Source organism: Roseivivax sp. (genome assembly GCF_054552075.1).
Window position 1 is genome coordinate 88,790 of the sequence record NZ_JBTOLZ010000002.1, and the last position, 19,318, is coordinate 108,107.

Annotated in this window: 15 protein-coding genes; 8 read left to right on the top strand and 7 right to left on the bottom strand. The window is 68.5% G+C overall.

Going from position 1 to position 19,318, the window contains the following annotated elements; genetic code table 11:
* Nucleotides 1-254: 254 nt before the first annotated feature.
* Nucleotides 255-1,106: an IclR family transcriptional regulator domain-containing protein gene (locus ACX938_RS01955; RefSeq protein WP_232752124.1), complete on the bottom strand. Its 852-nt coding sequence runs from the start codon at nt 1,104-1,106 to the stop codon at nt 255-257.
* Between the two features lie 166 nt (nt 1,107-1,272).
* On the opposite strand from ACX938_RS01955, the gene ACX938_RS01960 reads away from it, so the two are divergent.
* The 8 genes from ACX938_RS01960 (at nt 1,273) to ACX938_RS01995 (ending at nt 9,458) form a co-directional block, all read left to right on the top strand.
* Nucleotides 1,273-2,610 carry an ABC transporter substrate-binding protein gene (locus ACX938_RS01960; RefSeq protein WP_459429768.1) on the top strand — a complete coding sequence of 446 codons (1,338 nt, stop codon included), beginning with the start codon at nt 1,273-1,275 and terminating at the stop codon, nt 2,608-2,610.
* A 75-nt stretch (nt 2,611-2,685) separates the two neighbouring features.
* Nucleotides 2,686-3,585: a carbohydrate ABC transporter permease gene (locus ACX938_RS01965; RefSeq protein ID WP_232752126.1), complete on the top strand. Its 900-nt coding sequence runs from the start codon at nt 2,686-2,688 to the stop codon at nt 3,583-3,585.
* 1 nt (nt 3,586) lies between these two features.
* Nucleotides 3,587-4,414 carry a carbohydrate ABC transporter permease gene (locus ACX938_RS01970; RefSeq protein ID WP_232752127.1) on the top strand — a complete coding sequence of 276 codons (828 nt, stop codon included), beginning with the start codon at nt 3,587-3,589 and terminating at the stop codon, nt 4,412-4,414.
* Between the two features lie 12 nt (nt 4,415-4,426).
* Nucleotides 4,427-5,533: an ABC transporter ATP-binding protein gene (locus tag ACX938_RS01975; RefSeq protein WP_459429769.1), complete on the top strand. Its 1,107-nt coding sequence runs from the start codon at nt 4,427-4,429 to the stop codon at nt 5,531-5,533.
* Between the two features lie 29 nt (nt 5,534-5,562).
* Entirely contained in the window at nt 5,563-6,966 is a 1,404-nt protein-coding gene (locus tag ACX938_RS01980) for an aminotransferase (protein WP_459429770.1), read from the top strand.
* Between the two features lie 11 nt (nt 6,967-6,977).
* Nucleotides 6,978-7,895: a dihydrodipicolinate synthase family protein gene (locus tag ACX938_RS01985; RefSeq protein ID WP_459429771.1), complete on the top strand. Its 918-nt coding sequence runs from the start codon at nt 6,978-6,980 to the stop codon at nt 7,893-7,895.
* A gap of 64 nt (nt 7,896-7,959) precedes the next feature.
* On the top strand, nt 7,960-8,742 hold the full coding sequence (locus ACX938_RS01990; protein WP_232752130.1) for an SDR family oxidoreductase: 783 nt from the start codon (nt 7,960-7,962) through the stop codon (nt 8,740-8,742).
* Nucleotides 8,742-9,458, top strand: a complete 717-nt coding sequence (locus ACX938_RS01995; protein ID WP_459429772.1) for an SDR family oxidoreductase — start codon at nt 8,742-8,744, stop codon at nt 9,456-9,458. Before ACX938_RS01990 ends, ACX938_RS01995 begins: the two co-directional genes overlap by 1 nt.
* A 284-nt stretch (nt 9,459-9,742) precedes the next feature.
* On the opposite strand, the gene gcvPB is transcribed toward ACX938_RS01995, so the two are convergent.
* The 6 genes from gcvPB to ACX938_RS02025 form a co-directional block, all read right to left on the bottom strand.
* Nucleotides 9,743-11,290 carry an aminomethyl-transferring glycine dehydrogenase subunit GcvPB gene (gcvPB, locus tag ACX938_RS02000; RefSeq protein WP_459429773.1) on the bottom strand — a complete coding sequence of 516 codons (1,548 nt, stop codon included), beginning with the start codon at nt 11,288-11,290 and terminating at the stop codon, nt 9,743-9,745.
* Entirely contained in the window at nt 11,287-12,675 is a 1,389-nt protein-coding gene (gcvPA, locus tag ACX938_RS02005) for an aminomethyl-transferring glycine dehydrogenase subunit GcvPA (protein ID WP_459429774.1), read from the bottom strand. The genes gcvPB and gcvPA overlap by 4 nt, the downstream gene beginning before the upstream one ends.
* A 29-nt stretch (nt 12,676-12,704) precedes the next feature.
* Nucleotides 12,705-13,826: an ATP-NAD kinase family protein gene (locus ACX938_RS02010; RefSeq protein ID WP_459429775.1), complete on the bottom strand. Its 1,122-nt coding sequence runs from the start codon at nt 13,824-13,826 to the stop codon at nt 12,705-12,707.
* Between the two features lie 805 nt (nt 13,827-14,631).
* Nucleotides 14,632-16,197 (bottom strand): ABC transporter substrate-binding protein, encoded by a 1,566-nt coding sequence (locus tag ACX938_RS02015; RefSeq protein WP_459429776.1) that lies wholly within the window; start codon nt 16,195-16,197, stop codon nt 14,632-14,634.
* 149 nt (nt 16,198-16,346) lie between these two features.
* Nucleotides 16,347-17,432, bottom strand: coding sequence for a M24 family metallopeptidase (locus ACX938_RS02020; protein ID WP_459429777.1), 1,086 nt, complete (start codon nt 17,430-17,432; stop codon nt 16,347-16,349).
* A gap of 135 nt (nt 17,433-17,567) precedes the next feature.
* Nucleotides 17,568-18,974 carry an amidohydrolase gene (locus ACX938_RS02025; RefSeq protein ID WP_459429778.1) on the bottom strand — a complete coding sequence of 469 codons (1,407 nt, stop codon included), beginning with the start codon at nt 18,972-18,974 and terminating at the stop codon, nt 17,568-17,570.
* Between the last annotated feature and the right edge of the window lie 344 nt (nt 18,975-19,318).

The following is a 19,318-nucleotide window of genomic DNA, read 5'->3' on the forward strand; positions in this document are numbered from 1 at the left end:
TGAGCGAGGCGCTTTATGGCAGCAAGGTCAGGACGAGCTGGGAACTAGGCACGCCACCCCAAGGAGCGCCGGCCCATCGGGCCGGTCCGGCGCGCGCCCGGCACCTTCGGTGCTATTCGGGCGCAAGGGGGCGCGGGGTTAGGTGGTGCCGCGTCGAGGGAACGTCGGGGGCGTGCCGGGAGCGATGAGGCTTGAGGTCAGGTTCGCGCCCGACCCGCCTTCACTTCACAGCTCACCAGAGCCAAGCCCCCGCCTCAATGCGCCAGCGACTCCTGGATCTGCTCCGCGGTCTCGCGCAGCTTCGGCAGGTAGGTCTCCAGCATCGTCTCCCGCGTCGCGCGGATCGAGGGGACCGCGATGTTGATCGACCCCGCCAGCACGCCCGAGCGATACTTCAACGGGATCGCGATCGACAGAAGCCCGTCCTCGAGCTCCTGGTCGACCAGCGAAAAGCCCTTCTCGCGGACCTCGGCGAGGATGTCGCGGAACTCGGCCTTGTTGGTCACGCTCTGCGCGGTCAGCGGCACGAAGCGGGCATTGGCGATGATGCCGTCCCAGTTCTCCTCGGGCTGGGCGGCCAGCAACACCCGGCCGTTGGCCGTATAGAAGGCCGGCTGGCGGCTGCCGATGGTGATGCCCACCGAGATGATGTTATGCGCCTGCACCCCGGCCACATAGACCACGTCGAGCCCGTCGAGGATCGCCGCCGTGCAGCTTTCGCCGGTCTGGTCCGAGAGCCGCTCCATGAAGGGGCGCGCGCGGTCCCAGATGCCGATCTTGGAGAGCACTGAGAAGCCCAGGTCCAGGACCTTGGGCGTCAGGTCGAAGAGCTTGCCGTCGGTGACGACATAGCCTTCCTTCACCAGCGTCAGCAGGAAGCGGCGCGCGGTGGCGCGGCTCATCTCGGTCTCGGCGGCGACCTCGCTCAGGGTCATCTTGCGCGAGGTGCGGCTGAAGGAGGACAGGATCGACAGCCCCCGCGAGAGCGAACTGACGAAATCCCGGCTCGAGAGCTTGTCCTGGTCGTCGGAGGCTTCGGGATCGACGGTGCCGAGGCGCTTTTCGCTGTCGACGATGACGGAGCTCTTGCTGCCGGTTTTACCCATACTCTCGCTTCCTGATTGTTGCACTGCGAACTAGCAGCTTCAAAACTTGAACGGAAGATACCGTCATATTGTCAAAAGAACAAAAAAAGCTTGCGGACTCGCGTTCGGGTGATCCATATTTCGAACATATGTTCGATATACGAACATTGCCAACGGGAGAATCTCAATGACCCTTACCAAGAAGATGCAGACGGGCCTGCCGCGCCGGACGGTGCTGGCCGGCATGGCCGCGGCCGGCGCGACGGCGATGATGCCGCAGCGCATCCGCGCCCAGGAACAGGTGACGATCCGCTGGTGGTCGCCGCAGTCCTCGCCGGAACAGCTGGCGGCCTATGAAACCCAGATCCGGAACTTCGAGGCGCTGCACGAGAACGTCAAAGTCGTGTTCGAGAAGACCTCGGACGAGGGCTACGCCCCGCAGCTCGCCGCGGCCTTCGCCTCGGGCGACGTGCCCAACGTGGTCACCCACCTGCCGAGCTTCGCCGTCTCCAACTACTGGCGCAACGGCCTCCTGGAGCCCTTCAACGACGTGATCGATATGATCGGGCCGGACAAGTTCTACGACGGCGTGAACCGCATCTACGAGATCGACGAGGGTCAATACGCCGGCACCTCGATCGGCAACTCGGCGGCCAATGTCATCTGGCTGCGCAAGGACCTGATGGAACAGGCCGGGATCGACAAGAACCCGCGCACCTGGGACGAGCTTCTCTCGGCGGTGGGCAAGATGCAGGGCAACGGCATCTACGGCGCGCCCCTGCCCTACGGCCGCAACTCGATGACCTCGCTGATCTTCATCGGCGTCATCCACCAGGCCGGCGGCCAGGTCTTCACCCCCGACCTGCAGGTCGCCATCGACAGCCAGGAGACCCGCGACGCGCTCGAGTTCTACCGCGCCATGCGCGAGTTCTGCCCGCCGGGCGCCACCAACTACTCCTGGGGCGACAGCCTGACGGCCTTCGTCTCGGGCGCCTGCGCCACCGGGATCTACACCGGCCGGGTCTTGATCAACGTCAACAACCAGAACCCCGGCATCGCCGACAGCGTCACCTGCGACCTCTACCCGACGAAATCGGCCGATATCGAACCCTGGACCTTCAACGACTTCCCCTCGGTCTTCATCCCGAAGGCCGCGCCGAACATGGATGTCACCAAGCAGTTCGCGGCCTTCCTCTTCGACCCCGAGGGCTACATCCAGCAGCTGCACGCGGCCCCGGGCCATGTCCTGCCGGTCCTGCGCACGATCGGCAGCGATCCCGCCTATCAGGACAACGAGATCATCCAGAAGTACTCGGACGAGGTCGAGAAGATGTCGAGCGCCGCGGCGAACGGCTTCAACCTGGGCTGGGAAAGCACCGCGCACCAACCGAACACCCGCGCCGGCGAGGTGGTCAACTCCGGCGTCATCGCCGAGCTGGTGCAGCGCGTGGTCCTGAACGACGAGAACGTCGATCAGGTCCTGGGCGAGACCACCGCCCGCATCGAAGAGATCATGGCCGGGTAACCCCTCCCCTGATCGGCGGGCGGTGCCGTCTTCTCCCCGGCACCGCCCGTTCTGCCCTTTTCCTCAAGGACTGCCATGACCGCCATCGCCACTGATCCGCCGATGCTCGAGAGGCGCTACGCCCGGCTGGGCGTCGTGCTCATCGCGCCGACGATCCTCGTCTTCTCGCTGGTGATCGTCTATCCGCTTCTCGCGGCGATCTATCTGAGCCTCTTCTCGATCTACACCCCGACGCTCCAGGGCGAGTTCGTGGGTCTGGACAATTACGCCAAGCTCCTGACGCAGAAGGCCTTCTGGTCCTCGCTCGGGACCACGCTGATCTGGACGGTGGGCACGCTGAGCCTGCAGATCCTGGCCGGCGTCGGGCTGGCGCTGCTTCTGCACCAGAACATCTGGTTCCGCAGCCTGGCGCGGTCGCTGGTGCTGTTTCCCTATTTCCTGTCGACGGTGGTCGCGGTGCTGGTCTGGCGCTGGCTCTTCAACGACCTCTACGGCGCGCTGAACCACGGGCTGATGCAGCTCGGGGTGATCGACATGCCGCTTGATTGGCTGGGCTCGATGCCCAACGCGATGATCGGGGTGATCCTGGTCGGCGCCTGGAAATACTTCCCCTTCGTGGTGATCGCCGTCCTGGCGCGGCTGCAGACCATCCCCGAACACCTCTACGAGGCCGCCCGCATCGACGGCGCGGGCCCGGTGTCGCGCTTCTTCGACGTGACCCTGCCGCAGCTCCGCTCGGTCCTGACGGTGATCATCCTTCTGCGCGCGATCTGGGACTTCAAGGAGTTCGACCTGCTGTACCTGCTGACCGGCGGCGGTCCCGTCACCTCGACGCAGACGCTGTCGCTCCTGGTCTACCAGGAGGCCTTCGGGCTCAACCGCATGGGCCAGGCGGCGGCCTATTCGGTCGGCATGATGCTGGTGATGCTGGTCTTCATGATCCTCTACATCCGCCGCACCGGACGGGAGAGCTGACATGCCCCGCGCAAGACATCTGATCCTGAACCTGGTCACCTGGTCGCTGGTGCTGCTGATCGCCTTCCCGCTGTTCTGGATGATCATCACCTCGGTGAAACCGCAGTCCGAGCTGTTCCGCATCCCGCCGACCTGGCTGCCCGAGACCGTCACCTTCGAGCACTACTGGCGCCTTTTGAGCGAGACGCCCTTCCTGCGCTACTTCCGCAACTCGGTGGTGCTGGCGACCACGACGACGCTCTTCGTGGTCTCGCTGGGCACGCTCGGGGCCTATTCGCTGGTGCGCTTCAACTACCGCGGGCGCGAGACGCTGGCGATGCTGGTGCTCTTCACCTACCTCCTGCCCTCGGTGGTGCTGATCATCCCGCTCTACATGATGATGGTCGCCATCGGCCTGTCGAACACGCTGATGAGCCTGATCCTGGCGCATACCACCTTCGCGCTGCCCTATGCGCTCTGGCTGCTGCGCTCCTTCATGGAGGGCGTGCCGAAGGACCTCGAGTCCGCCGCGCTCGTCGACGGCGCGACCCGCATGGGCGCCTTTCGCGACGTGATCCTGCCGCAGCTTTTGCCCGGCATCATCTCGACCGCGCTCTTCACCTTCATCCTGTCGTGGAACGAATACCTCTACGCGCTGGTGCTGGTGAACTCCGACGCGGTCGCGCCGCTGACCACCGGCGTCATGTCGATGCTGATCTCCGCCTTCAACATCGAATGGTCCCTACTCATGGCGGCGTCGGTGATGATGAGCCTGCCGCTCATCGTCGTCTTCGCCTTCCTGCAAAGCTATCTGACCTCCGGCTTCGGTGCCGGCGGGGTCAAAGGATAAAGGACGGAAACCTTGGCCAACGTCACCCTTAGCAAAGTTCGCAAGAGCTTCGGCGCCTTCACCGCGCTGGAGGAGCTGAACATGGAGATCGCCGCGGGCGAGTTCATCGCCCTCCTGGGCCCCTCGGGCTGCGGCAAGTCGACGACGCTGCGCATCCTCGCCGGGCTGGAGTTCCCGACCTCGGGCGAGATCTCGATCGACGACCGCCGCGTGAACGACCTGCCCCCCGGCAAGCGCGACATCGCCATGGTGTTCCAGAGCTACGCGCTCTACCCGCATATGACCGTCGCGGAGAACATCGCCTATCCCCTGAAGAAACACGGGGTGAAGCGTCCCGAGCGCGAGGCGGCGGTGCGCCAGGCGGCCGAGCTACTGCAGCTCGAGCCGCTGCTCGACCGCAAGCCCAAGCAGCTCTCGGGCGGCCAGCAGCAGCGCGTGGCCCTGGGCCGGGCGCTGGTCCGCGACCCCAAGGTCTTCCTGCTCGACGAGCCCCTGTCGAACCTCGATGCCAAGCTGCGCAGCTACATGCGCGCCGAGCTGATCGAGCTGCACCACCGGCTCGGCAAGACCATGGTCTATGTCACCCACGACCAGCTCGAGGCGATGACCATGGCGACCCGCATCGCGGTCATGCACGGCGGCCGGCTGCAGCAGTTCGACACCCCCGAGATGGTCTACAACTGCCCCGCCAACCGCTTCGTGGCGAGCTTCATCGGCACCCCTTCGATGAACCAGCTCGAAGGCCGGGTCGAGGGCGGCGCGTTCATCCTCGGCCCCGACCGGATCGCCATCGACCGCGCGATGTTCCGCGACGACCTGGCCGACGGGCCGGCGGTGCTGGGCATCCGCCCGGAATACATCCAGATCGGCCGCGGGCCGCTCCAGGCCACGGTGCGCCTGGCCGAGAACACCGGCCACGAGACCATCCTGACGCTGGAGCTCTCCGAAGGGAGCCGGATCACCGCCCGGGTCGAGGCCGGCAGCCGCCACAAGGTCGGCCAGGTCCTGAGCCTCGGGCTGCAGAACGACGCGGTGCATCTGTTCGAGCCCGGCGAGAACGGCGCGCGGCTCAACAAGGAACAGACCGGCGCCGCCGTCATCCCGATGCGCGCGCAATGACTGGCCGAGACCTGCGAGGAGAGAGGCAGATGAGCGACACCCGCGACCTTGACCGGTCCTATGTCTTCCACCCCTTCACCGCCGCCAATGCCCACGAGCAGAGCGGCAGCGTGATGATGGCCCGCGCCGCCGAGGGCTGCTGGATCACCGACGACACCGGCAAGCGCTACCTCGACGCGCTGGCCGGGCTCTGGTGCGTGAACGCGGGCTACGGCCGGGCGCGGATCGCCGATGCGCTGGCCGACCAGGCGCGCGGGCTGAGCTACTTCCACGGCTTCAGCTCCATGGCGACCGAACCCGCGGCGCAGCTCGCCGAACGGGTCATGGCCAAGGCGCCCCCGGGCTTTTCGAAGATCTTCTTCGGCAGCTCGGGCTCGGACGCCAATGACACCCAGGCCAAGCTGGTCTGGTATTACAACAACGCCCGCGACCTGCCCGAGAAGAAGAAGATCATCTCGCGCGACCGGGGCTATCACGGCGTGACGGTGATGACCGGCGGGCTGACCGGCCTGCCCGGGCTGCACGCGGGCTTCGATCTGCCGCTGCCGATGATCCGCCACGTCTCGGCGCCGCACAACCTCTGGACCCGCCTGCCCGAGGAGGACGACGCCGCCTTCACCGCGCGGCTCGCGCAGGAGCTCGAGGACCTGATCCTGGCCGAGGGCCCCGAGACCGTCGGCGCCTTCATCGCCGAGCCGGTCATGGGCGCGGGCGGCGTCATCGTCCCGCCCGAGGGCTATTTCCCCGCCATCCGCGAGGTGCTCGACCGCCACGACGTGCTGCTGATCGCCGACGAGGTGATCACCGGCTTCGGGCGGCTCGGCACCTGGTTCGGCTCCGAGGCCATGGAAGTGCAGCCCGACCTCATGTCGGTCGCCAAGGGCATCACCTCGGGCTACGCGCCGCTGTCGGGCGTGCTTGTCGGCGAAAAGGTCTGGCGGGTGATCTCCGGGGCGGCCGCGTCGAAATACGGCGTCTTCGGGCATGGCTACACCTATACCGCCCACCCGGTCATGGCCGCCGCGGCGCTCGCCAACCTCGACATCATCGAGGAAGAAGGGCTGGTGGCCCGCGCCGGCGAGATGGGCGCCTATCTCAACGCCACGCTGAAGACCGCCTTCGCCGATCTGCCGATCGCCGCCGAGGTGCGCGGCAAGGGTCTGATGGCGGCGGTGGAGTTCGCCCGCCCGACCCGCGAGGGCTGGCGCCGCTTCGACCCCGCGCTGGGGGTCGCCCAGCGCATCACCCGCCGGGCGCTCGAGGACGGGGTGATCTCGCGGGCGCTGCCCAATGGCGACGCGGTCTCCTTCTCGCCGCCCTTCGTCATCACCCACGAGGAGATCGACCTGGTCGTCTCGACCCTGCGCAAGGCCGCCGAGGCCGTCCATGCAAGCCTGCGCGCCGAAGACGCGCTCGACACAACGTCAGATTGAGGATGAGCCCCTTGGACAGACACAGCATCGACTGGACGGGCGCCATGCCCGCCATCACCACGCCCTTCACCGCCGAAGGCGCCGTGGATCACGAGGCGCTCGCAGCCAACATCCGCCGCCAGATGAAGGCCGGGGCGACCGGCGTTGTCGCCGCCGGCTGCACCGGCGAGTTCTGGAGCCTCACCCACGAGGAACGCGCCGCCATCGGCGCCACCGCCCGCAAGGCGGTGGGCGACAAGGGCACCGTGATCCTCGGCGCCGCGGCGATCACGCCCGGCGACGTGCTCTCGGGTCTGGAGCTTGCGCATCAGGCCGGCTGCGACGGCGCGCTGGTCATGCCGCCCTTCTTCGCGCATCTCTCGCGCGCCGAGGTGCTTGCGCATTACCGCAGCGTGGCCGAGGCGACGCCGCTGCCGATCATGCTCTACAACATCCCCGGCAACGCCGGGAACGCGCTGACGCCGGATCTCGTCGACGAGCTGGCCGACCTCGAGCCGGTGGTGGCGATCAAGGAAAGCTCGGGCGACTGGCTGAACTTCCACCGCACCCTCAGCGTCGCGGGCGACCGGCTGCGGGTCTTCTGCGGCCCCTCCTCGACCATCGGCGTGCCCGCGATCGAGGCCGGCTGCGACGGGCTGATCGACTGTTTCCCCAACGTCTGGCACCGGCTTCTCGACCTCTGGAGCCTGGTCAAGCGCGGCGAGAACCGCACCGCCTGGGAGATCCAGGCCAGCGCCCAGGAGATGACCACCCTCTTCACCACCGGCGGGCGGATGCTCTATCCTGCCACCAAGGCCGCGATGGACTACCTGGGGCTGCCCGGCGGCGGCGCGCCGCGGCCACCGCTGCAACCCCTGACCGGCGCGCCCCTGAAGGAGCTCGAGCGCGAGCTGGACCGTATCCTCGAGCGGAAGGACACCGCGGCCTGAGCGCCCGGCCCCGCCGCACCGACCCACCAAGAGACCGACAGAAAGACAGAAAGGGAGCTCCGGAATGGATCTGGGCTTGAAAGGCCGCACCGCCATCGTGAGCGCGGCAAGCAAGGGGCTGGGCCGCGCCTGCGCCATGTCGCTGGCGCATGAGGGCGTGAACCTGGTGCTGAACGCGCGTTCGGCCGACGCGCTCGAGGCCACCGCCGAGGAGATCCGCGCCGCCACCGGCGTCGAGGTCACCGCCGTGCCCGCCGATTTCAACACCGACGAGGGCCGCGCCGAGATCCTCGCCAAGGCCGGGGAGCCGGACATCCTGGTCTGCAATCCCGGTGTGCGGCAGATCCCCGGCGAGTTCGAGGACTGGACCCGCGCCGACTGGGACGAATGGTTCGAGGTGCATTTCTTCTCCTCGCTGCAGATGATGACCTCGGTGCTGCCGGGGATGCGGGCGCGCAAGTTCGGCCGGGTGGTCAACATCTCGGTGAGCTTCATCAAGTTCCCGCAGCCGCATTTCGCCCACAGCCATTCGGCGCGGCTGGCGCTTTCGGGGGCCATCGCCTCGATGGTCAAGGAGACCGTGCGCGACAACGTGACGATGAACACCGTCTGCCCGGGCTTCTTCGACACCGACGCGCTGCACACCAACCTGCACAACCACGCAAGGCGCGGCGACACCACCTACGAGGCCATCGTCGAGAACCGCCTGCAAAGCGTGCCCGCGGGCCGCTTCGCCGATCCCAAGGAATGCGGCGACCTGGTGGCCTTCCTCTGTTCGGACCAGGCGGGCTTCATCGTCGGGCAGAACATCATCAACGACGGCGGCGTCTACCAGGGGCTGTTCTGATGGAGGCGGACCGGCTTGTCCTGGTCTCGGGCGGCGCCCGGGGCCTGGGGGCGGCGCTGGTCCGGCGCTGCCTCGAGGACGGCCACCGCGTCTCGGTCGGCGCGCGCCGGCCCGAGGCGGTCGCGGAGGCTTTCGCCGACGTCCCGCCCGAGCGGCTCCGGGCCTTCCGCTTCGACGCCGAGGCGCCCGACACCGCCGAGGCCTGGGTCGCCGAGACCGCGCGCACCATGGGCCCGCCCGACGCGCTGATCAACAACGCCGGCATCCTGCGCATGGTGGATTTCGAGCGCGGCTCCGAAGATGACCTCGACGCGCTCTGGCGGGTCAACGTGAAGGGCCCCTTCCGGCTGATCCGCGCGGCGCTGCCGCATCTGCGCGCCTCGGGGCGCGGGCGGGTGGTGAACATCGCCTCGACCGATGCCAAGCGCTACCGCGACGCCTCGGTGTCGCTGGGCTACGTGATGACCAAGCAGGCGCTCCTGGCGATGACCCACGCGGTGCGCTTCGCCGGCTGGGACGAGGGGCTGCGCGGCACCGCGATCTGCCCCGGCGCCATCGACACCGAGATGATCGACGGCATCCCCGGGGTGACGCCCAAGGCCCAGCGGCTGCGCCCCGAGGACGTGGCCGAGATCGCCGCGCTGGTGCTGCGCCTGCCGAACCAGGCGAGCCTGCCCGAGATCGTCGCCAACACGCGGCTGGAAAGCACGATCTGAGGGGATGTGCAGGGGCGGAAGGCCCGCGTCGTCTTGGCCAGCGGCGCGCCTGAACAGGGCGCCGCTGGCTTTCTCTGCGAGTGGCCTTTTCCTGAGAAAGCCGGCTTGGGCGCACCCGACGCCACCACTCTCCGACATGCGGCACTCCGCGCGGCGAGCCACCTAGGCGCTCAACGCCCCCTTCCCGCTTCAGCCGAAACAGCGCCTCACCACCCCCAAAAAACAAAACGCCCGGGCAGGTCTCCCCTGCCCGGGCGTCGCGCTGTCGCGATAACCGGACCGCCCTATTCCGCCGCCATCCGCTGGCCGTGCTTGCGCTCGTAGGCGCGCCAGGTCGTGGCCCATTGGTCGGGCTCGTCGAGCGCCGTGGTAAGCTGCCGGATCGGCGCGTTGTGCGGAGCGCCCTTGACCACCTCGGGGGTGGCATAGGCCTCCTCGATCACATGCTCGAGCACATCGATCCAGTAGTCGATGTCCTCCTTCGACCAGAGCTCCCCGGCCTCGGGGGTGAAGGGCTCCGGCACCAGGAGCGGCTCGTGGCTGAGCCAGAGCGCGTCGATGCCGAAATCGGTCATCCGCATGGAGATCTCGAAGATCGAACAGCCGGTCTCGGCGGCGACCTGTTCCACCGAATGCCGCGTCATCTCCATGCGCGGAGCATCGATGCCGGGGTTCGAGCGCGAGACCCCGCGCACCTGCGCCAGCCGGTGGTCCATGTAGTTGTTGGCCAGGACCGAGAGGTCCGCCGCCTCGCGCAGCCCCTCGGCGCCCATGGCGCGCGCCCAGGCATAGGCCTTGAGCACCTGGGGCGCGTTGCCCCAGAACTCGCGCACCCGCCCGATGCTCTCGGGCCGGTCGTCGTCGAGCCGGTAGCGCGCGCCCTCCTTGACGACCAGCGGCCCGGGCAGGAAGGGCACCAGGTGCTCGGCGCAGCCATAGGCGCCGACCGCGGGCCCGCCGCCGCCCTTGGGCGCGCCGAAGGTCTTGTGCAGCATGTACATGCAGGCGTCGAAGCCCAGCTCGCGGGCGCGCAGCCGGGTCATCACCCCGTTGAAATTGGCATGGTCGTAGAAGCACAGGCCCCCGGCCGCATGCACGATGTCCACCCATTCCTTAATGTCGGGGTTGTAGATGCCCATGTCGTCGGGGTTGTTCACCATGAGCGCCGCTGTGCGCGGGCCAACCACGGATTTCAGCTGCTCGACGGAGGGGTAGCCGTTCTCCTCGAGGCTGAGGGTGATCACCTCGAAGCCCGCGGTATTGGCGGTTGCCGGCGAACAGGGATGGGTCTGGATCGTGGTGATGATCTGGTCGCGCTGCTCCAGCTCGCCGCGGCTGGCGTGATAGGCGCGGGTGACGCAGGCATGGGTATAGGCGGCATCCGCCCCGCCGCCCGCCTGGAAGACGAACTGGTCCATGCCCGAGACCTCGCAGAGGAAGTCGCTGAAGTTGTCGTAAAGCTCCAGCACCCCCTGGAGCGTGTCGGGATGCTGCAGCGGATGCAGGTCCGCCAGGTGCTTCAGCGCCGCGCGCTCGCCGATCCTGGGATTGTATTTCATCGTGCAGGTCCCGAAGAGCGACACGCCCATCATGCCCAGCGTCATCTGCGACAGGTGCAGGTAATGGCGCAGCGCGTCGTGTTCGGTGATCTCGGGCAGCGCCGGCGCGGTCTTGCGCGCGGCGCCCTTGGGCAGCTCGGGCGCAGGCGCCTCCTCGAAGACGATGCCGCGGCGGCCGGGGCAACCCATCTGGGTGACCACCGGCTCGGGCCAGCGGGCGGCGCGATAGCCTTCGAACTGCGCCTTGCTGCGCTTCGCGATCGGTGCGGTCATGCCGTGATCTCCTTCAGTGCTGCGACCAGACGGTCAATGTCGTCCTCGCTGTGGGTTTCGGTGACGCAGAGCAGCATCGCCTCGCCGGGGACGCCGGGCTCTCCGGTGATGTCCTTGCCGCCGAAGATGCCGCGCGCGCGCAGCGCGGTGTTGACCGCCGAGACCTGGGCGCTGTCGAAAGTGACGACGAATTCCTTGAAACAGGGCCGCGAGAGGTCGACCGAGAGCCCCGGCAGGGCGTCGATCTTGCGGGCGGCCGCCTGCGCGCGGGCCATGATCAGCCGGCCGATCTCGGCAAAGCCCTCGGGGCCCATGGCGGCCATGTAGGTGGCATTGGCCAGCGCCCAGAGGTAGACCGAGTTGCCGGTCCAGTCCTTGCCCTCGTCGCGCATGCCGTAGCTGCTCTGGTGGAAGAGCGTCAGGCCGAAGCCGAACTCATCCTCCCCGGAGGTCTCGGAGATCGAGACGTTCAGCGTGTTGTATTCCCGCGCGTAGCGCTCCTCGTCGGGGCTGGCGATGAAGCCGCCGACGCCGCCACCGGCGTACATATGCACGCCCAAAGGCTGGGTCGGGCCGACGGCAATGGTCGCGCCATAGGCGCCCGGGGCCTCGAGGAGGCCGAGCGACAGGGGATCGACGCCGACGATGGCCTCGGCGCCCGCCGCCCGCGCCAGGGCGCAGAGCCCGCCCGGGTCGGCCTCGATCACGCCGTGGTAGCTGGGCGTCTCGACATAAAGCGCGGCCACGCTGTCATCGAGCTTGGTCTTCAGGTCGGCCCTATCGAGGCAGCCGTCGGCGCCGGTGCGCACCGTCACGATCTCGATGTGGCGCGCCATCTCGCGGGGGGCGCAGTAGTTCCGCAGGACCGAGAGCCGCTCGGGGTCCATGACATCGGCGACCAGCACCCGGCGGCGGCCGGTCATCCGCGACGCCATGCGCACCGCGTGGCCGATCGCGCAGCCCCAGGAGTAGACCGGCAGGCCCACGAAATCCAATTCCACCAGCGCGCCGATCTGGCTGGTGAACTCGAACCAGGCCTGGTTGCGCCCGTGGTCCGAGGTCGGCGAGCCGAAGACCGAGGTCTGCCACTCGTAGCGCCCGACCACCTCGTCGCAGATCGCCGGCACGTAATGCGGCCAGGCGCCCGCGCCGAGGAACGACAGGTTCTCCGCGGTGCCGCTGTTCTTGGCCATCATGTCGTCGAGATGCCGCGCCAGCGCCACCTCGGAGGCGAGCTGCTTCGGCAGGGTCATCTCGCCCTTGTAGAGGTGATCCTCGGGGATCTGCGCGAAGAGCGCGTCGATGGAGTTCACTCCGAGCGCGGACAGCATCTGCTGCTTCACCTCGGGGACGGAATTCGCCATCCAGGGATGGGCTTTCGTCATGTCGGTCTCCTCACTTGCACGGGGATGGCTCAGGCGACGACCCGGACGACCTGCTTGCGTCCGGGTCCGGTGGTGATCGGCCAGTAGCCGGACAGCTGGGCGTCGAGCGCCGGGTCGCCGGTGTCGATGGTCAGTTCGGGCGGGGTCAGCCCGGCGAGTTTCTCGGCGGAGCAGACCACGTCGATGGGCGGGCGGCCGGCGCGTTCCAGCACCCGGGCCGAGATCTGCTGGTTGCCGCGCCCGAGGACAAAGCCCTGCCCGCCGACCACGGTCAGCACCACGCGCACCGGGCGGCCCGGGGGGATGCGCTCCAGGAGGTCGTCCTCCGAGAGGTCGCGGGCGGTGATGCGCGGGCCTTCCGCCAGGTCCACGCCGAGAAGCGTGCCGCCGCCGATGCGCGCCTTCAGCGCCGCCATGGTGGTGCCGGGGCCGAGGATATAGAGCGTCTCCTCGCCCATCCCCGCCACGTAGCCCGCCAGCGCCGCGTCGAGATCGGCCAGCATGTCGCCGCCGCCGGCCTTGGGGTTCTGCCGCTCGCCGCGGGTCGCGGGCGTGCGGGCGACGCTGTAGATCCTGGCCGAGAGCTGGCCCGCGCGGCGGGCCTCCTCGTCGATGTCGAGGATCTCCACGAGGTCGGTGCGCGGGGTCCGCGCGGCGAGGAACTCCGCCGCGATCCGGCCCGCGCGTTCGGGGCTGCGGGCGAAGACGCCGGAGTGCATCTTCACGCCCGCTGGAATGCCGATGACCGGCAGACCCGCGCGGTTGGCCTCGGCCACGTCGCGCGCGGTGCCGTCGCCGCCGGCAAAGAGGATCAGGTCGACGCGCTCCGCCATGGCCGCGACCGCGGCGAGGGTCTCGTCGCGGCCTTTTGGGGTGGGGCCGAGGTCGAGGACCTCAATGTCCCCGTCCAGCGCCGCGCGGGTCTCGGGCGGCAGCGGCCCGGCAAGGATCGGCGCCTCCGAGGCGCGCCGGAAGGCCGCCAGCGCCCGGGCCGCGCGCGCACCGGCCTGGCCCGCGCGCCCCGCCGCCTCGGCGCGCGCGGCGATGTCCGGGGCATCGCTGCCCTTCTCGCCCATCGGCCCGCCGAGCCCTGCCACCGGGTTCACCAGCAGCCCGAGGCGTCGGGGCCTTTTCAGATCGTCTTCCGGCATTTTCGCACATTTGTTCGCATGTCGGAACGATGCACCTTTGGCGTGGCTCTGGCAAGCCGAAGTTGTGCGGGGAGCGGTGGAAAGCTTTGGGGGTTTGGGAGGTGGGTGGATGGGTTGGGCGGTGCGGGTGTCTGGGAGGAGCGGAGCGATTGGCCGGCGCGGCGGAGATCGGGGCCGCACCGGGCGTGCATTTGCCCATTGGCTCTACGGGGAGCAGCGGGCCTGCATCCTCTTCACCTGCCACCGCGCCCTGCCCGACTTGACCACACCGACATCGCGGAAACGCTGGGTCAAAGCGACCTTTCCGAAGCCTGCGCAACCTGCGCCCGAATAGCACCGAAGGTGCCGGGCGCGCGCCGGACCGGCCCCTTGGGCCGGCGCTCCTTGGGATGGCGTGCTTAGCTTGGAGTTCGTCCTGACCTTGTTACCATTAAGCGCATAGCTCGGAGGTCGGCAGCGCCGGCCCCCGGTCCGGTGCGCGCCCTCTGTCGGGAGGGGTGAGAGGGAGGAGGAGCCAGGCGGGAGCTGTGAGGCACGAGATTCCAAGTGGAAGGTGCGTGGCAAAGGGCGCCAGGTGTCAGGTGCAGCCGTGGAGCATCATGACCGAGTGGGCCCTGTTGCGCGCCGTCCGTTGAGCTTCCAGCGTGTGGCTTGGTCGTGGGAAGGCAGGCCCAGGAGCGACGAAAGGCCTTGGTGCCCCCTCCTTCCGACCTCCCCTGGACCAACCGCCAGCGTCCACGCCCCCCCCCCCCAACGCAAAACGGGGCGCCGAAGCGCCCCGCCCTGCTGCTCGAATGCCTGCGTCTTACTCGGCGGTGAAATACTTGAACTTCACCTGGTCGTCCGGGTCGACCGCGGCGCCGACGGAGTTGGTCATCGCCCAGTTCAGCACCTGGTGGTGGATCGGCAGGTAGGCCACGTCGGCCTTGGCCATCTCCCACATCGCGGCGATCATCTCGTCGCGCTTGCCGAGGTCGACCTCGGAGGCGATCGCCTTGGTCATCTCGTCAAGCTTGGGGTTGGAGTAGCGGGTGCCGTTCCAGGTCCCGTAGAGCTCTTCCTTGGTGTGGTAGAGGAAGTTGAAGATATACTCGGAATCGTAGCTCGGCACGCCCCAGCCCAGCATGTAGAAATCCGACTCCAGCCCGTTGACCAGCGGGAAGTGCTGCGCCTTGGGCTTGGCGTCGAGGTTCACCGTCACGCCGACCCGCGCCAGCATGCCGACGGCGGCCTGGCAGATGCCCTCGTCGTTGATGTAGCGGTCGTTCGGACAGTCGAGCTGCACGGTGAAGCCCTCGCCCCAGCCGGCCTCTTCCATCAGCGCCTGGGCCGCCTCGACATCGGTCGAGACCTCGTTCAGCGCCTCGTTCCAGCCGTTCACGAAGGGCGGCATGATGACCCCCGCGGGGATCGACTGGCCGCGCATCACCACCTGTTTGATCGCGTCGCGATCCAGCGCCATGTTCATCGCCTGGCGCACCCGGAGGTCGGCCAGCGGGTTCTCGCCCTCGCCATGCACCAGGGTGTCGCCGGTGTTCAGACCGAAGAAGATCACCCGGTTCTGCGGCGAGCTGACGATCTTGAGGTTCTCGGCATCGGTGATCCGCTGGAGATCCTGCACCGGGACGTCCTGGATGAAGTCCACATCCCCCGACAGAAGCGCCGCGACGCGGGTCGACTGGTTCTGGATCGGGGTGAAATCCACGCGGTCGTAGGGCAGCGGGAACTCCTCGGCACCCCAGTAGCCGTCGAACTTCTCCATCACCGTGCGGGCGTCGCCCTCGCGGCTGACCAGGCGGTAGGGGCCGGTGCCGTTCACGTTGACCGAGGCGAAGGTGGTCTCGCCGCCCTCGACGTCCTGGACCTCGACCGAGCCGTTGGCCTCGGACCATTCCTTGTCCATCACCAGGATGTTCACGATGGCCGCGGGCAGAAGCGGGTTCGGGCCCTTGGTCTTGATCGCCACCTCGTGCTCGCCCAGCGCCTCGACGCTCTCGACCGAGGAGATGATGCCCTTCATGTCGCTGTTCTCGGAGAGCGCGCGGTTGAAGGAGAAGACCACGTCCTCGGCGGTGAAGGCGGCGCCGTCGTGGAAGCTCACGCCCTCGCGCAGCTTGAAGATCCAGGTCTCGGGCGAGTCGGGGCTGACGGCCCATTCGGTGGCCAGCGCCGGGACGATCTCGCCGTCGGGATGGCGCAGGATCAGGGGTTCCATCATCTGGTGTTGCACCGCGATGGTCACGCCTTCGTTCTGGGCATGCGGATCAAGCGTCAGCGCGTCACCGGCGCGCGCCCAGCGGATGGTTTCGGCCGAGGCGGCCCCGGCAATCGCCAGCGTCAGCGCGCTGGCCGTGAGAAAGGCATGTTTCAAATTTCCGGATCTCCCTGTTGCGTTCGGTCAGCCGGAAAAGTCACTGAGCGAACTTTTGTCCGAATGAATAAACGCAACAAAGATGTGCTTGGCAAGATGCTTTTTGCCGGCCCGTCTGGCCGCCCTGTTTGGCCCGCCCTGCCCGGGGCTCAGACCACCGCCAACGTGCGCGGCAGCTCCGACAGGATCTCGGGCCCCTCGGCGCGCAGGATCACGATCTCCTCGAGCCGGATGCCGAAGCGGCCGGGAATATAAATGCCCGGTTCGATCGAGAAGACCATGCCTTCCTTCAGCACCTCCTCTGAGGCCGAGGTCAGATAGGGCGGCTCATGCACCTCGAGCCCCAGCCCGTGGCCGGTGCGATGCACGAAGTACTCCCCGTAGCCCGCCGCCTCGATGACGCCCCGGGCGGCGTCGTCGACCTCGTGGGCGCGCGCGCCGGGGCGGGCCGCCCGCATTCCTGCCTCGAGCGCCGCCTCGACCACCGCATGCACCTCGTCGTAGCCCTCGGGGGCCGCGCCCACCGCGCCCATGCGGGTCATGTCGCTGGGCCAGCCGGCCAGTTTCGCGCCGATGTCCAGCACCACGCTGTCGCCGGCTTCCAGCTTGCGCGTGCCCGTGCTGTGGTGCGGGTAAGCCCCGTTCGGCCCCGAGGCGCAGAGCGCGAAGGCCACCTGCGCGCCCTGGGCGGCGAAGGCATCCTGGATCGCCTGGGCGACCTCCTTCTCGGTGACGCCAGGGCGCAGCGCGGCGATCCCCGCTTGCATCGCTTGGTCGTTGGCCCGGGCCGAGGCCTTGAGCGCGGCGTATTCCTCGGCGTCCTTGACCATGCGCAGCTTGCCGACCAGCGCGCCCGCGTAGACATGCCGCGCGCCCGGCAGCGCCGCCAGCACCGGCAGGGAGAAATCGGTGCGCATGGTCTCGTCCAGCGCCACGACCTCGGGCGCGCCCAGCCTGTCGAGCGCCCGGGCCAGCGCCGCCTCGGGCCCCTCCTCGTCGCGCCAGGTCTCGAGCGGCACTGAGGTGGCCGCGCCGAACTGTTCGGCATTGACCGAGGGCACCAGCGCCAGGGCCTCCTCGGCGCCGATCAGAAGCAGTGTCGGGCGTTCGTCGGGATGCGGGTGCCAGTCGAGCACCCAATGCATGTGCGCGCCGGGCCCCAGGGCCACGAGCCCCACGCCCTGGGCCTTCATCTCGGCGCGGATGCGCGCCAGCTTCTCGGTCTCGCGGCTCATGTGATCGGCTCTCCTTGTCTCTGCCCTCCCGGGCGGGCGAATCCTGGCGCCGCGCGGTGGGGGCTGTCGTTCTCTCAGGGACCGCGCGGGCCCCGTCTTGTCCTCAAACGCGCGCCGGGGCGCTGCGGCTGTGTCTCAGGGCACCCGCGGTTCGGCCTCGGGCGTCAGCGGGCTCTCGTAGGGTTCCCGCGCCAGCCGGGCGTCGAAATCCGCCCGCGCCTCGGCAAGGTGGCGCGGTTCGCGCAGAAGGTCGAGCGCCGCGCCCGCCAGCGCCTTGGAGACCTGCACCATCTGCTTGTGCGCCGCCGGCGTCTTGCCCTGGGCGGTGATCTGCCAGGTGTGCCCGGGCGTGCCGATCGCATAGGTCGCGCCCCCGAGCTGCGCGAAGGGCACCTTCCAGCTCACGTCGCCGAGGTCGGTCGAGCCCAGCATCGGCACGCCGCGGGTCTCGTAGGGCACCACGAAGTCGCACATGCTCTTGTCGCTCGGGGTGACGCCGAAGGCCAGGTAGGCCGCCTCGATGTCCTCTTCGGTCAGGGTCGCCTGGATGCGCTTGCCGTAGGCGTGATCCTCTTCCGTCAGCTCTGCCGGGCCCGCCGCCTCGAAGTGGCGCTGCAGGAGCTTGTAGAGCGGCGGGTTGTCCATGAGGTCCGACATGGCCGAGATGAAATGCATCTCGACCTTGGTTTCGGTCATCATCGCCGCGCCCTCGGCGACGCGGCGGACGCGTTCGAGCACCTTCTGCATGTCGCGCCGCTTCAGCGCCCGGACCGAGTAGCGCACCACCGCCTGGCTCTGCACCACGTTGGGCGCGATGCCGCCGGCGTCGAGCAGCGCGTAATGGATGCGGGCGTCCTGCGGGACGTGTTCGCGCAGGTAGTTCACGCCGACGTTCATCAGCTCCACCGCGTCGAGCGCGCTGCGCCCGAGGTGCGGAGCGACGGCGGCATGGGCGGTGCGCCCGGTGAAACGGAAGTCGACCATGGCGACCGCCAGCGAGAGCGGCGGGATGATCCCATTGAAGGGCATCGGGTGCCAGGAGAGCGCCGCGTCGACATCGTCGAAGACGCCCTCGCGCACCATGAAGGTCTTGGCCGCGCCGCCCTCTTCGGCAGGGCAGCCGTAGTAGCGCACCCGGCCGGGCAGGTCATGTGCCTCGAGGAAGTCCTTGACCGCGGTGGCCGCCAGGAGCGCGCCCGCGCCGAGGAGGTTGTGCCCGCAGCCGTGGCCAGGCCCGCCCGCCTCCTCGGGTTCGGGGTGGTCGAGCCCGGCCTTCTGGCTGAGCCCCGGCAGGGCGTCGTATTCGCCGAGGATGGCGATCACCGGACCCTCGCGGCCGGCCTCGCCCATGACCGCGGTGTCGATCCCGGCGAGGCCGGTGGTGACCTTGAAGCCCTCGGCCTCGAGCGCCGCGCGATGAGCCGCGGCCGAGCGGTGCTCCTGGTAGAGCGTCTCCGGCGTGGCCCAGACCGCATCGCTGAGCTCGGTGAACCGGGCCTTCTTGGCCTCCACATGATCCCAGATCGGCGCGTGGTTCTGCATGTCGGCCTGCCTTTTGGTTTTGTCTGCGTGATATTGGTGCGGGTGGGGCGGCCCATAGGTCGGGGCGCGAGGGGTGTTCGGCGCCACTATCGCCGGGCACGAACGGATGTTCAATATACGAACAGACGGGGTCGCGTGGGGGAAGGTGGTCGGGGTGTCGCGGCTTTGCCCGAGGTGCGCCCCGCCCTCTTTTGCGCCCGAACAGCGCCGATGGTGCCGGGCGCTTGTGGGGAGGGCATAAGGCGCGGCGTCACCACGTCACGAGCACTCCTGACGGTGGCTCAACCGCCTCCCGATGCATTCCCCTTCTTGCGCCCGAATAGCACCGAAGGTGCCGGGCGCGC